At 60.7% G+C, this 12,715-nt stretch carries 11 protein-coding genes; 4 read left to right on the top strand and 7 right to left on the bottom strand.

Annotation, left to right across the window (positions count from 1 at the left end):
* Nucleotides 1-99: 99 nt before the first annotated feature.
* The gene (locus tag CEC48_RS29250; protein WP_088426996.1) at nucleotides 100-579 is read right to left on the bottom strand and encodes a nuclear transport factor 2 family protein; all 480 of its coding nucleotides are present in this window, start codon (nucleotides 577-579) and stop codon (nucleotides 100-102) included.
* Nucleotides 580-610: 31 nt separating this feature from the next.
* Complete coding sequence (locus tag CEC48_RS29245) at nucleotides 611-1,162, bottom strand: TetR/AcrR family transcriptional regulator (protein WP_088426995.1); 552 nt, start codon at nucleotides 1,160-1,162, stop codon at nucleotides 611-613.
* A gap of 126 nt (nucleotides 1,163-1,288) precedes the next feature.
* On the opposite strand from CEC48_RS29245, the gene pssA reads away from it, so the two are divergent.
* The gene (gene pssA, locus CEC48_RS29240) at nucleotides 1,289-2,632 is read left to right on the top strand and encodes a CDP-diacylglycerol--serine O-phosphatidyltransferase (RefSeq protein ID WP_088426994.1); all 1,344 of its coding nucleotides are present in this window, start codon (nucleotides 1,289-1,291) and stop codon (nucleotides 2,630-2,632) included.
* 4 nt (nucleotides 2,633-2,636) lie between these two features.
* Here the strand turns inward: pssA and CEC48_RS29235 are convergent, their stop codons facing one another.
* The 5 genes from CEC48_RS29235 to efeU form a co-directional block, all read right to left on the bottom strand.
* Nucleotides 2,637-3,092 carry a hypothetical protein gene (locus CEC48_RS29235; protein ID WP_141099728.1) on the bottom strand — a complete coding sequence of 152 codons (456 nt, stop codon included), beginning with the start codon at nucleotides 3,090-3,092 and terminating at the stop codon, nucleotides 2,637-2,639.
* Between the two features lie 175 nt (nucleotides 3,093-3,267).
* Nucleotides 3,268-4,086: an iron uptake system protein EfeO gene (gene efeO / locus CEC48_RS29230; RefSeq protein ID WP_088426992.1), complete on the bottom strand. Its 819-nt coding sequence runs from the start codon at nucleotides 4,084-4,086 to the stop codon at nucleotides 3,268-3,270.
* A 27-nt stretch (nucleotides 4,087-4,113) separates the two neighbouring features.
* Nucleotides 4,114-5,421 (bottom strand): iron uptake transporter deferrochelatase/peroxidase subunit, encoded by a 1,308-nt coding sequence (gene efeB, locus CEC48_RS29225; RefSeq protein ID WP_088426997.1) that lies wholly within the window; start codon nucleotides 5,419-5,421, stop codon nucleotides 4,114-4,116.
* Nucleotides 5,422-5,435: 14 nt separating this feature from the next.
* Nucleotides 5,436-6,638 (bottom strand): iron uptake system protein EfeO, encoded by a 1,203-nt coding sequence (gene efeO / locus CEC48_RS29220; protein WP_088426991.1) that lies wholly within the window; start codon nucleotides 6,636-6,638, stop codon nucleotides 5,436-5,438.
* A 10-nt stretch (nucleotides 6,639-6,648) separates the two neighbouring features.
* Nucleotides 6,649-7,500: an iron uptake transporter permease EfeU gene (gene efeU, locus CEC48_RS29215; RefSeq protein ID WP_088426990.1), complete on the bottom strand. Its 852-nt coding sequence runs from the start codon at nucleotides 7,498-7,500 to the stop codon at nucleotides 6,649-6,651.
* A 168-nt stretch (nucleotides 7,501-7,668) separates the two neighbouring features.
* On the opposite strand from efeU, the gene CEC48_RS29210 reads away from it, so the two are divergent.
* From CEC48_RS29210 to CEC48_RS29200, 3 genes are all read left to right on the top strand, one after another.
* Nucleotides 7,669-8,691 carry an AraC family transcriptional regulator gene (locus CEC48_RS29210; protein ID WP_088426989.1) on the top strand — a complete coding sequence of 341 codons (1,023 nt, stop codon included), beginning with the start codon at nucleotides 7,669-7,671 and terminating at the stop codon, nucleotides 8,689-8,691.
* A 188-nt stretch (nucleotides 8,692-8,879) separates the two neighbouring features.
* On the top strand, nucleotides 8,880-10,310 hold the full coding sequence (locus tag CEC48_RS29205; protein WP_088426988.1) for a glutamate decarboxylase: 1,431 nt from the start codon (nucleotides 8,880-8,882) through the stop codon (nucleotides 10,308-10,310).
* A 68-nt stretch (nucleotides 10,311-10,378) separates the two neighbouring features.
* The gene (locus CEC48_RS29200; protein ID WP_088426987.1) at nucleotides 10,379-12,079 is read left to right on the top strand and encodes an aspartate:alanine exchanger family transporter; all 1,701 of its coding nucleotides are present in this window, start codon (nucleotides 10,379-10,381) and stop codon (nucleotides 12,077-12,079) included.
* Nucleotides 12,080-12,715: the final 636 nt, after the last annotated feature.

The following is a 12,715-nucleotide window of genomic DNA, read 5'->3' as shown; positions in this document are numbered from 1 at the left end:
GGGCTTGCTCGCGAATGCGGTGGTTCAGTCGATATATCCAGCGACTGACACACCGCTTTCGCGAGCAAGCCCGCTCCCACAGGTGGGGCAGCGTCAGGCTTACAACCCCAGCTCTGACAACCCTGGATGCTCATCCGGGCGCCGCCCCAGCGGCCAGTGGAACTTGCGTGCGCTTTCCTGAATCGGCATGTCGTTGATGCAGGCAAACCGGTTCGCCATCAAGCCGTTCTCATCAAACTCCCAGTTCTCGTTGCCGTAGGAACGGAACCAGTTGCCGGAGTCGTCATGCCACTCATAGGCATAGCGCACCGCAATGCGGTTGCCGGTAAACGCCCACAATTCCTTGATCAGCCGATAGTCCAGTTCCTTGGCCCATTTACGTTCCAGGAAGCCCTTGGCTTCTTCGCGGTTGTGGGCGAACTCGGCGCGGTTGCGCCATTGAGTGTCCAGGGTATACGCCAGGGACACCTGTTGCGGGTCTCGGGAGTTCCAGCCATCTTCGGCCAGGCGAATTTTTTCAATCGCCGATTCACGGGTGAACGGCGGCAACGGCGGGCGTACTTCAGCGTTGGATGACAAGGGACGGCTCCTTAACATGTTTAAAGTCAGGTCAAAGTTGCAATAAGGTTCGCGCCATCGATTGCGCGTTATCGGCAGCGGTTGAGTCGCCCATTACCAGGGCAACGGTAATGGCGCCATCAATCAGGATCAGCAGGTGCACGGCCTGGCGTTTCGGGTCGGGGGTGCCATGTGCTCGACAAAGTTCGAGGGCGTACTCGAACAGTTTCTGTTTATGGGCCTTGGCCAACAGGCGCACCGGGTCTTGCGGGTCGCCGGTTTCGCCGCTGGTGTTGATAAAGGCGCAGCCGCGAAAGTCGTCCGAGCCAAACCAGGTCTTTAGCGCGCTGAACACGCCCAGCAGACGCTCGCCGGTGGTCGCATGGCGTTCCACTTCGGTGCGCAGCCAATGCATCCAGCGCTCGTCGCGGCGCTGTAAGGCGGCGATCACCAGTTCGTCCTTGTTGGCGAAGTAGCGGTATACGCTCTTTCTGGAGACGCCGGCGGTCTTCACCAGAAGATCCATGCCGGTGGCAGCGATGCCGTTTCGGTAGATCAACTTTTCGGTAACGTCGAGGATAATGTCGCGAGTGATATCGTTCATGTAAACAAAAGTAGAACGACCGTTCTCCTTAGTCAATTAATTATTTTTTACGCGAGGGCGGGAAGACCTGAGCCACCCCATGGTGTAAGCTCTTGAGTCCTTCGGATTCGACCCATTGCGAGCCCTATGCCGTCGTTATTCAAACGCTCCCTGTTGCCCAAGCTGCGCGGTTTTCCCCTCACCCCCGACTCGATCGAGGTGCTGTCCGGCGCTGCGCAGTACCGCCGGTGCCTGCTGGAGAAAATTTCCCAGGCCACCCAACGTATCTACATCGTGGCGCTGTACCTGCAGCAGGACGAGGCCGGGCAAGAGATCTACGACGCGCTGCATGCTGCCAAGGCTGCACGCCCCGGGCTGGATATCGTGGTGGTGGTTGACTCGCTGCGCGCCCAGCGCGGTTTGATCGGGGCCGGCAAGCAACCCGGCAACAGCGCCTGGTACCAGGCCATGACCGAGTCCCACAGCACCGAAGTGCCGGTGTATGGCGTGCCGGTGCAAACCCGCGAGTTGTTCGGCGTGCTGCACCTCAAGGGCTTTGTGATCGATGACAGCGTGCTGTACAGCGGCGCCAGCCTTAACAACGTGTACCTGCACAAGTTCGACAAGTACCGTTACGATCGCTACCACCTGGTCCACAACAAGGCGCTGGCCGACTCGATGCAGCACCTGGTGGAGCACGGCCTGGTGGCCTCCAAGGCCGTGCATCGCCTGGACCTGCCCAACCCGCCGACCACCCGCAGCCTGCGCAACGACATCGGCGACCTGCGCAGCCGCCTGAAACACGCGGTGTATGACACCACGGCGGGGCAACTGCCAAACGGCAACCTGACGGTCAGCCCGTTATTGGGCGTGTGCAAGAACAACCCCCTGAGCCGGGTGATCTGTGAGCTGATCGCCAGCGCCCAGCACCAACTCACTATCTGCACCCCGTACTTCAACCTGCCGCTGCCGGTCACGCGGGAAGTCAACCGCGCCCTGGCGCGTGGGGTGAAGATCGACATCATCGTCGGCGACAAGACCGCCAACGACTTCTACATCCCGCCGAGCGAGCCGTTCAAGGTCATCGCTGCACTGCCGTATCTCTACGAAATCAGCCTGCGGCGCTTTGCCAAGCGTCACCAGCGCATGATCGACAGCGGCCAGTTGAACCTGCACCTGTGGCGCGACGGCGACAACACCTATCACCTCAAGGGCATGTGGGTCGACCAGCGCTACACCTTGCTGACGGGCAACAACATCAACCCGCGCGCCTTTCGCCTCGACCTGGAAAACGCCTTGCTGATCGACGATCCCAAGGGTGAGTGGGTAGGGCCACGGCGCACTGAGCTTGCCGAGATTTTTCAGCACACCTCGCGTATCGAACGCTATCAGCAGCTGGATACCCTGGTGGAATACCCGGCGGCCGTCGGCAAGTTTTTGCGTAGGGTAAGCCGGGTGCGGATCGAACGGTTGCTCTACCGCATTCTGTAATGCCTCAGGCCGGTACTTGTATCAAATGCAAGTTGTCGATGGACAAAGCGGCCGGAGGCTCAAAATGCCTCCCAAAGCTTATTGCAAACAAGAGCTTCACGCCGCGTTCATGCGCTCTACTGAGGGTAAACGGAATGGTCAGTGTCGTCCAATTTGGACTCCCTACAACCGGGACAATTACGATTTCGTTATCCTCAAAACTTGTTAATGTCACTTCAAAGTTTAGTTGGATGTTGCAATCGAACCGGAACACGAAATCTGAAGGTGGCAATGCTGGAAAGCGTTTTTCTAGAAGAAACGCGCCGGGTGCGCGAATCTCCTGGTACAGGTAATAGTCACCCGCGCGGCGTAATCGAAACTCGATGGGGTCGCTGGGAATAACATCGGGAACCCACCCGTTGAGCGTTCTATCGTTGAAGTCGGTCAGGTCGTTTAGCGGATCTTTCTGATGAGTGCTCATTTTTCCGTCCCTCATGAGATGAGTCACCAAGTTCAGTGCTGTACCTGGATCCTGCTCATGAAACGTCGTCACTGAGTGTGTGTCTACTGTCAGAGTTGACAGGTACAGGCGAGTGTAACGAGGGGGCTGGAGCGGGGAGTACTCGCGGGCACGAACGGCCCGCGAGTGAGGTGCATCAGTTCAAGCCAAGCTTGCCACGCAAGGTCGACAGGTCTTCCGCCAGGGTGTTAACCGGGCCAACCAGGGCCTTACGGTCGGCTTCCTTGACCTTGTCGTAGGTCTCAAAGCCGCCATCCTTGGTTTTGTACTTGGCCAGGATCTTGTCCACGGCAGCGAAGTTCTTGTCGACTTTGGCAACGAATGCCTTGTCTTGCTTCTCGATCTGCGGACGGAACAAGTCGACGATTTTTTTCGCGCCGTCGATGTTGCCCTGGAAGTCATACAGGTCGGTGTGGCTGTAACGGTCTTCTTCACCGGAGATTTTGGTCGCGGCCACTTCTTCAAGCAGGGCAGCAGCACCACCCACGACTTTTTCCGGCGGGAAGGTCAGGCCGTCGACGCGGGTTTTCAGGTCTTGCACGTCGCTGTTGAGCTTGTCAGCCAGCGCGTCCAGGCCTTTGGTGGTGTTCTCGGAGAACAGGGTGTACTCGATGCGGTGGAAGCCGGTGAAGTCTTCTGCTTTCACGCCTTTTTCGTGGTCGTCTACGCGCGAGTCGATAGAGGCGTCGAGGTCGCTGAACAGCTCGGCGATCGGCTCGATGGACTCATAGTGAACGCGGGTTGGCGCGTACAGCTTCTTGGCCGTCGCCAGGTCGCCTTTTTTCACGGCGTCGGTGAACGCCTGGGTCTGGGTGACCAGCTCACCGATTTCTTCGGTGACGTAGATCTTATAGTCCGACACTGGCCCTACCAGATCCAGCGGCGCGGTGGCGGCGAAGGCGGCCAGCGGCGAAAGGCTCATTAACAACGACAATGCGAGGGACGACTTCTTCATGGGACGATTTCCGCTCTGGGGTATGTTTTAAGTGTTGGCAGTGGTTTGTGGATGTGTCGCATCGAGCAGCGTGCGCCCGATGAAATCCTGGGCCCCGGTGACGCCTGGCAAGGTGAAGAAATAACCGCCGCCGACCGGCTTCAGGTATTCCTCCAGGGGCTCGCCGTTGAGCCGGGTTTGCACGCTGATAAAGCCTTTCTCCAGGTCAGCCTGGTAGCAGATGAACAACAGCCCCATGTCCAGCTGACCGTTTTTATTGACGCCGTTGGAGTAGTTGAACGGCCGGCGCAGGATCAGGTTGGCCTGGGTCTGTGCGGTACGCGGGTTGGCCAGGCGGATGTGGGCATCGAGCTTGGTCAACTTGCCTTCCGGGTCCTTGCTGTAGTCCGGGACCTGGGTTTCTTTCTGGCCATCCATGGGCGCGCCACTGGTCTTGATCCGGCCAATGATGCTTTCTTGCTCTTGCAGGGGCGTGCGGTCCCAGCGTTCGACGAAGTTGCGGATGATCCGCACCGCCTGGTAGCTGCCATTGGCGGCCCAGGCCGGTTCGTCACTGCCGGGTTGAACCCACACAATCTGGTCCATCGCCTTGTTGTCGTTGGAATTCGGGTTGGCCGAACCGTCGCGAAAACCGAGGAAGTTGCGTGCGCTTTGCGCGGGCTCGCCTGGGCGGGCAGGGGCCTGGGGCGGCACGCTGCCTTCCTGTTTCCAGCGCACCAGCAGCAGGTCCGGCATGTTCTTCACGATGTCGCGCAGGGCGTGGATGTTGGTGTCGGTGGTGTTGGAGCAGAACTGCAAGCTCAGGTCGCCATGGCACTGTGCTGGTTCCAGCGCATCGTTGGGAAAGCCGACCATGCGGATCAGGCGCTTGGGCTTGGCTGCGGCCAAGCCGAAGCGCTCGTCGAACAGCGACTCGCCCACCGATACGGTGATGGTCAGGTTATCCGGCGTCACCACCGGGCCGAGGATGCCGGAGTCGGTGGGTGGCAGTTTCGGGTCGACTTGCACCACGGTGCCGCCGGTCATCAGGAACGCGATGCGCTCGTTCAAGGTGCGAAACAGCCGCTCCAGGTCTTCGCGGTCACTGGCCAATACGTCGAACGACACCAACATGCCGCAGGCCGGGCGCGGGGTGACGATGCCGGTCTGGTGCTTGCCACGGTAATCGTGGTGGTCCTGGGTCTTTTCACTGCTCGGCGCGGTGGTGACTTGCGCGGCGGCATTGGCGGCCATCGCCGGGCAGCTCAGGCTGCTGCCGGCAATCGCGGCGCCGGTGGCGGCCATGCCCAGCAATACACGACGACGCTGGGATGAAAATTGTTCTGAATCGCTCATGTTTACGGTCGTCTTCACTTCAGGCCGGAAAGGCCAAGGGCGGGGTCGATTCCATCGAGTGCAACGGCCAAAGCCTTGGCCTTGTCGGCGATCTGCTTGCGCTGATCGGCGGTAACGCTGTCATACGTGGCGTAGCGGCCGTCGACTTTCAAACCATTGAGTTCGGCGTCTAGGGCGGTGATCGCACTGTCGATGCCCGGCAGCAATTGGGCGGCCGATTTGGTCAGCAACGGGCGCATCAGGTCGACCACCTTGCGGGCGGCGTCCAGGTTGGCGGCAAAACCGTTCAGGTCGATATGGCTGTAGCGTTCTTCTTCGCCGCTGGAGGCGCGTACATCCGCCAGGCTGTTGAGGTTGCGCACCACGATGCTCACCAGTTGTTCCGGTGGCAGCGACTGGGCCAGCAACTGTTGCTTGAGGCTGGTGACGTCGGTGACCAGGCGCTGGGCAATCGGCGTCAGGCCATCGAGGTTGCGTTGTTGGAACAGCGCATATTCCAGACGGTGGAAGCCGCTGAAGGCCGGGTCTTGCTCGCGTTTTTCAAAGTAGTCGGCGCGGGCGTTGATCGCGTTGTCCAGTTCCGCCAGGCGCTGCGAGGCCGGGGCCAGACGCTGGTAAGCCTCACGGGCCGGCACGTAAAGCGCCTGGGCCTGGCTCAGGTCGCCGGCTTCGATGGCCTGCTCAAGCGCAGTCGCGGCCTTAACCAGGGCGCCGCCCTGGCTGCTCAGGTACACGCGGAATTCCGACAGTGGGCCGATAAACGCCACCATCGACGGCTTTGCCTTGGCTTGCGCGTCCGACTCGGCCGTTGGCGTCACCTTCAAGGTGCCGCGCGGGTTGCTCAGCAGGCCGCAAGTGATCTGGTAGTCGCCGGGCAGCAGGTTGGCATTGATCACCTGGCTCAGGCCCGGGGCGATGTTTTCACGCTCTTCGACCACCAGCACGCCGTCGAGGATTTCCCATTCAACGGCACGGTCCGAGCGGTTGATGATGCGGAAGCTGGCGTGTCCGGCTGGCACCGTCAGCGCGTTCGGCTCACAGCTGTGGGCGTGGATGGTCACTGCGATTTCATTGTGGTTGGCCTGGCGCTTGGAGGCGGCCAGTTGCGAGGCGTAGTAGAACAGGCCACCGGCGGCGATCATCACGACCACCGAGCCGCCCACCGCCCAGCGCAAGGCGCGGGAGGGCGGAGCCGGTTGAGGGGTTTGGTTGGACAAGAGGCGGTCCTTACTGGCTGGAAACGGAAGAAGTTGTACGAGTGGCCGGCTTGCTCGGCGGCGGCGCCGGCAGGAAGAACATCACCAAGGCCACCACCAGGTAAATCAGGTAGGCACCCAGGGTGCTGGTGGTCGGCGCATCCTGATAGCCGAACATGCCGGCCAGCACCGAACCCAACGGGCCATCCATCGGCAGCGTCGCGCTGAAATCGAACAGTACGGTTTGCAGGTGGTTCCACACCCCGGCTTCGTGCAGGGCTTGTACCGAGTTGGCGAGGATGCCGGCGGCAACCACCAGGATGAACAAGCCGGTCCAGCGGAAGAATGCACCGAGGTTCAGGCGCATGCTGCCGGTGTAGATCAGGAAGCCGACGATGATTGCCAGGATCAGGCCGAGCAGGGCGCCAATCGGCGCGCCCGGGCCTTCGCTTTGCTGGAACACGGCCAGCAGGAAGAACACGGTTTCGAGGCCTTCCCGGGCCACGGCGAAAAACACCATGGCGATCAGCGCCGTGACCTGGTGTTTGGAACCGGCCAGGGCGTGATCAAGGGATTCATGCAGGGAATGCTTGATGGAGCGCGCCACCTTGCGCATCCAGAACACCATGGAGCTGAGAATGCCCACGGCTACCAGGCCGACGATGCCCTCAAACAGTTCCTGTTGTTTCTGCGGGAATTCGGCACTCACCAGTTCCAGACCGCCACCGACCAGCAGCGCCAGGGCAGCTGCCAGAAAGACGCCGATCCACACTGCGGGCATGTACTGGCCACGGCCAGTTTGCTTGAGATAGCTGGCAATAATGCCAACGATCAAGGCCGCTTCTATGCCTTCGCGCAGCATGATTAAAAAGGGAACAAGCATTCGGCACCGAATCGTCATTAGATAGGATGCTAATTTGTAACATAATGATACTCATTACTAAACAGTAAATATTGACCTTTACTGAACCTTGACTGAACGGTGGTGGCAAACCGCAACGCCCACTAGAATGCGCGGCATCGTCCCAGCCACCGGATTGCGCCATTCCCCATGTCGGAAAAAGACACCATTTCCATTCATCTGGTCCGCGAGGCCCTGTTGCAGAGCTGTGCGCCGGGCGCCGCGACCCATGAGGTGCTGACCAAAGTCGGGATTGATCCAGCGCTCCTGGAACAGCCAACCGCACGCGTCCCGGCCACGGCTTACGCGCGCCTGTGGCGCCTGCTGGCGCGGCGCATGGACGATGAATTTTTTGGCATGGACCCGCGCAAACTCAAATCCGGCAGCCTGGAATTCCTCTGCCGGGCCTCCATGGCACAACCGACCCTGGCCACCGCGCTGGAAACCGGCCTGGGCTTTCTGTCGCTGATGCTCGAACGCATGCCTGCACAACTGGTGCACCAGCAGAGCCTGGCGCAAATCGTATTGTTGGAGCCGGAGCCCGAACCCAAGCGGGCTTTTACCTACTTTGCCTACTGGATGATCGTCCACGGCGTCGCCTGCTGGCTGGCGGGGCGGCGCATTCCTATCCTGGCAATTGAGCTGCGCTGCCCGGCGCCGGCATTTTGCGACGACTACCAGGTGATGTTCTCCGACAACCTGCGCTTCGACCGGCCGCGCACCCGGATGATTTTCGCCGCCGACTGCCTCGACCTGCCGATCAAGCGCAGCCCGGAAGAGCTCAAGCGCTTCCTCGCCCATGCCCCCGCCAACATTCTGGTCAAATACCGCGACCCCGACAGCCTCGCCACCCGCATCAAGACCGACCTGCGGCAAATGCCTGCCGAAACCTGGCCGGAAACCGAAGGCCTGGCCGCGTCCCTGTGCATCTCGGCCTCGACTCTGCGCCGGCGGCTGGCGGAAGAAGGGCAGACCTATCAAGGCCTCAAGGACAGCGTGCGCAAGGAATTGGCGATTGTCTGGTTGGCCGACCCCGACATCAGCTTTGCCGAGATCGCCACCCGCCTGGGGTTTGCCGATGCCAGCTCCTTCTACAAGGCGTTTCGCAAGTGGTCGGGCTCCAACCCGGGGCACTATCGCAGCCTGATATTGAACGAAGCGCTGAGCCAATAGGTCATTGCCAGGCGACCGGCCACGTTTGACTGCTTACCCGTGGGTTAAATGATCTGGATCAGATTCCGGTGCTGAAGTGCGTGCAATATTCGGTGCAACCGCTCCATCGCTCGCTTCCTGACGCAGCCTGATCGGCGCTTGTCGCGATCATCGTCTACGCCATTTCCCTCATTCAAGAGCAGGATTTCATGGCACTTCACAGAACCGTAGAGACTCAGGACCAGGCCATCGAAGACGTTTATTCGAGTGGCTCCGCCCAACACAAGCTGCCCAAATATCGCCTCCCGGACCATTCCACCACGCCGTCGGCCGCCTATAACCTGGTGCGCGATGAACTGCTGCTGGACGGCAATTCCCGGCAAAACCTGGCGACCTTCTGCACCACCTGGGTCGAGCCCGAAGTGCAGCAGTTGATGGCCGACGCCCTCGACAAGAACATGATCGACAAGGACGAGTACCCGCAGACGGCCGAGATTGAAAACCGTTGCGTGCACATCATTGCCGACCTGTGGCATGCGCCGAAGTCCTGGCAAACCGTCGGTTGCTCCACCACCGGTTCCAGCGAGGCGGCGATGCTTGGCGGCCTGGCCCTCAAGTGGACCTGGAAAAAGCGCCGTGAAACGGCGGGGTTGCCCACCGACAAACCGAACTTCGTGTGTGGCCCGGTGCAGATTTGCTGGAAGAAATTCGCCCGCTATTTCGATGTGGAAATCCGCGAAGTGCCGTTGCGCGGCGACGCCCTGGGCCTGCGCCCGGCCGACCTGCGTGAATATTGCGACGAGAACACCATCGGCGTCGTAGCAACGCTGGGCGTGACCTTCACCGGGATCTACGAACCGGTCGCCGCCCTCGCGGCTGAGTTGGATTCGATGCAACGTGACCTCGGCCTGGACATCCCGATTCATGTCGACGCCGCGAGCGGTGGTTTTATCGCCCCGTTCATCCAGCAAGAGCTGCAATGGGACTTCATGATCGAGCGCGTCAAATCGATCAACGCTTCCGGTCACAAGTACGGCCTGGCACCGCTGGGCGTGGGCTGGGTGATCTGGCGCTCTACCGAAGACCTGCCGGAAGAGCTGATCTTCTACGTTGACTACCTGGGCGGCAACATGGCGACCTTTGCCCTGAACTTCAGCCGGCCCGGCGGTGAAATCATCGCCCAGTACTACAACTTCCTGCGGCTGGGGCGCGACGGCTACACGCGGATCCAACAAGCGTGCTCCGATACCGCGCAGTGGCTGGCGTCGGAAATTACCAAATTCGCCCCGCTGGAGTTGGTATACGACGGCAAGGACGGGCTGCCGGCGGTTTGCTACAAACTCAAGGACGGCGTGGATCACGGCTTCAGTCTCTACGACCTGTCGGAGCGCGTGCGCATGCGCGGCTGGCAGATTGCGTCCTACCCGTTGCCTTCCGACCGCCAGAACATTGTGGTGCAGCGCATCCTGGTGCGCCATGGCGTGAGCCGTGACCTTGTCGCGCTGCTGCTCGAAGACCTGCGCAAGGCCATCGCCTACTTGCAGAAAAACCCGGTAGAGCATTCCGACGCGGGTCCAAGCTTCAGCCATGGCGCCATCGCCGACCCGGTCATCCCTGCCGACACCCCGAACCTCGACTGAACGCACTGAACACTCACCGGGCCCTGAGGCCCGGTGCCTTTAGCGTTTCATCGCGAGTACGAATCATCGTGACAGCCTTTTTTACTTTCCTGCACGACAACCCCTACATCCTGCTGTTCCTGGTGGTTGGCCTGTCCGTCTGGGTGGGGCGCGGCACCATCAAGGGTTACGGCCTGGGCGCGGTGGCGGGAGCCATCGTTATCGGCTGCGCGATTGCGACCTGGGCGTCGTACTACGGCGTGCACTTCGAACTCGATAACTTCACCAAGAGCCTGTTTTATTACCTGTTCATGTACGGCGTGGGGCTGCGGGTCGGGCCTTCATTCATCAACAGCCTCAAGGGCGATGGCCTGAAGTTCACGTTCCTGGCGATTCTGTCGTCGTTCCTGGGGCTGGGCATCGTGGTACTGGGGGTGCGCTGGCTATCGCTGCCGGTGGGCGCAGCGGGCGGGATTCTCGCCGGTTCGCAAACCATGTCGGCGGCCATTGGCTCCGCCGAACAGGCGATTACCTCGGGCGTGGTGCCGCTGCCGCCGGGCACCACAGCGGCGGCGGCTACGGCGATGATCGCGCTGTCTTACGGCATCACCTATATCTGGGGCACGGTCGGCATCATCCTGATCTGCAAATACCTGCCGCGCTGGTGGGGCGTGGACGCGCGCAAGGCGGCCAAGGAGTTCGAGGTGGAGCACGGCGTGCCGAACGTCGACGATGCCGGGCTCAGCGGTTATCGGCCGTTTGACCTGCGGGCTTATCGCCTGGTGAATCCGGAGTTGGTCGGGCAAAGCATCGCCCAGTTTCGCGAGCGCTTTGCGCTGTACCAGGTCGAGAATGTCGAGCGGGGCGAAGAGTTGCTGGGGGCCGATCCGACATTGGTGTTGCAGCTGGGGGATGTGATTGCCCTGGGTGGCAGCCTGGATGCACTGACCGACCACATGGGCCTGATCGGGCCGGAAGTGCCGGATGCCCGAGCGCTGAATATACCGCTGGATGAAGCGGTGATTCTGGTGACCCACAAGGATGCAGTGGGCAAGGCGCTCAAGGAATTCAGCCAGTCACCGATTGCCGGGCAAGTGCAGTTGGTGGGCATTGAACGGGGCGGCGCGCCGATTCCGGTCGGGCTGGAAACCCGCCTGCAACGCCTGGATGTGATGCACCTGATCGGCCTGCGTAGCGCCATCGACAAGGCCACGGCGTTATTGGGCAAGGCGGGGAGGCCGAGTACGGCGACCGATTTGTTGACGCTGTCGCTGGGTATGGTGCTGGGGTTGTTGATCGGGTTGATTCAAGTGCCGGCATTTGGCGCGGCGGTTGGCCTGGGCAATGCGGGCGGGTTGCTGGTGTCGGGGATTATCGTTTCCTCGCTGGTGTCGCGGGTGCGGTTCTTTGGTAATACACCGAACGCGGCACGCAATATTCTTGAGGACATGGGGCTGATTTTCTTCGTTGCGATTGTGGGGGTGAATGCGGGAGCGAACCTGGTTTCGCAGATCAGCGCGATCATTGCGTTGAAGATCTTTTTGCTTGGGTTTGTGGCGTGCACGATTCCGCCGTTTATTGTTTGGGCGGTGGGGTTTCATGTGTTCAAGATCAACCCGGCGATCCTCATGGGTGGGGTGGCAGGGGCGCGTAGTCATTCGGGGCCGGCGCGGGAGGCGGCCAAGGAAATTGATAGTACGGTGCCGTGGATCGGGTTTCCGGTGGCGTATGCGGTGTCGGGGATTTTGCTGACGGTGTTTGGGTATTTTGCCATGGTGTTGGCGCGGTAGCGGTCTTGATTTTTGGTGTACATATCCGTTGCTTCGGTAACGGCTGCTTAGGGTTCCGCTCTTACAGCGGGTCACTTTTGAAAAGCGCAAAAGTAACCAAAACGCTCTGCCCCGCCTGTCGGCGCCTCGCTTAGGCTCGGCGTTCCCTCAACTCCGGTATTGCTCCGCGGGCCGCCGCGACGGCCCGTCCCTGGCCCGTCGCGGCTAAACCGGCGTCCTGCCGGTTTACCCGCTCCTCAATACCTACGTTCGGCCTCGGGCTGAATGGGGCAGTCAGATCAAGATCAACAGCAGATCAAGAGCACGGCGGCCTGAAAGCCGACCTGAGTGTGAGAAGCAAGGGCAAGGTCCAGGGCGAAAGCAGAGCTGCTTTTCTGTGGGAGCTGGCTTGCCTGCGATGCAGACACCTCGGTACGTCAGGTACACCCAGTTGATGCCATCACAGGCAAGCCAGCTCCCACATTTTTGGACCGTGCCCGCTTTAGCTTTTGATTTTGCTTTTGCTCTACACCACTCAAGCCGGCCGGTAGGCCGCTGTGCTCTTGCTTTTGATCTTGATCTTGATCTTAGGCGCCCCGTTAAACCACGCTGGCCGAACGCAGGTAGTACGGAGCGGGTAAACCGGCAGGACGCCGG

The sequence above is a fragment of the Pseudomonas sp. K2I15 genome (genome assembly GCF_002204795.1).
Lineage (GTDB): Bacteria > Pseudomonadota > Gammaproteobacteria > Pseudomonadales > Pseudomonadaceae > Aquipseudomonas.
Note: the sequence above shows the minus strand (reverse complement) of the source record. Positions and strands in the feature narration are given on the sequence as shown.

What these genes read in the sequence shown, in the direction of transcription:
- pssA (WP_088426994.1), top strand. Translation starts at nt 1,289, where the DNA reads ATGCCGTCGTTATTCAAACGCTCCCTGTTGCCCAAGCTGCGCGGTTTT.
- CEC48_RS29210 (WP_088426989.1), top strand. Translation starts at nt 7,669, where the DNA reads ATGTCGGAAAAAGACACCATTTCCATTCATCTGGTCCGCGAGGCCCTG.
- CEC48_RS29245 (WP_088426995.1), bottom strand. Translation starts at nt 1,162, where the DNA reads ATGAACGATATCACTCGCGACATTATCCTCGACGTTACCGAAAAGTTG.
- efeU (WP_088426990.1), bottom strand. Translation starts at nt 7,500, where the DNA reads ATGCTTGTTCCCTTTTTAATCATGCTGCGCGAAGGCATAGAAGCGGCC.
- efeO (WP_088426992.1), bottom strand. Translation starts at nt 4,086, where the DNA reads ATGAAGAAGTCGTCCCTCGCATTGTCGTTGTTAATGAGCCTTTCGCCG.
- CEC48_RS29235 (WP_141099728.1), bottom strand. Translation starts at nt 3,092, where the DNA reads ATGAGCACTCATCAGAAAGATCCGCTAAACGACCTGACCGACTTCAAC.
- efeB (WP_088426997.1), bottom strand. Translation starts at nt 5,421, where the DNA reads ATGAGCGATTCAGAACAATTTTCATCCCAGCGTCGTCGTGTATTGCTG.
- CEC48_RS29205 (WP_088426988.1), top strand. Translation starts at nt 8,880, where the DNA reads ATGGCACTTCACAGAACCGTAGAGACTCAGGACCAGGCCATCGAAGAC.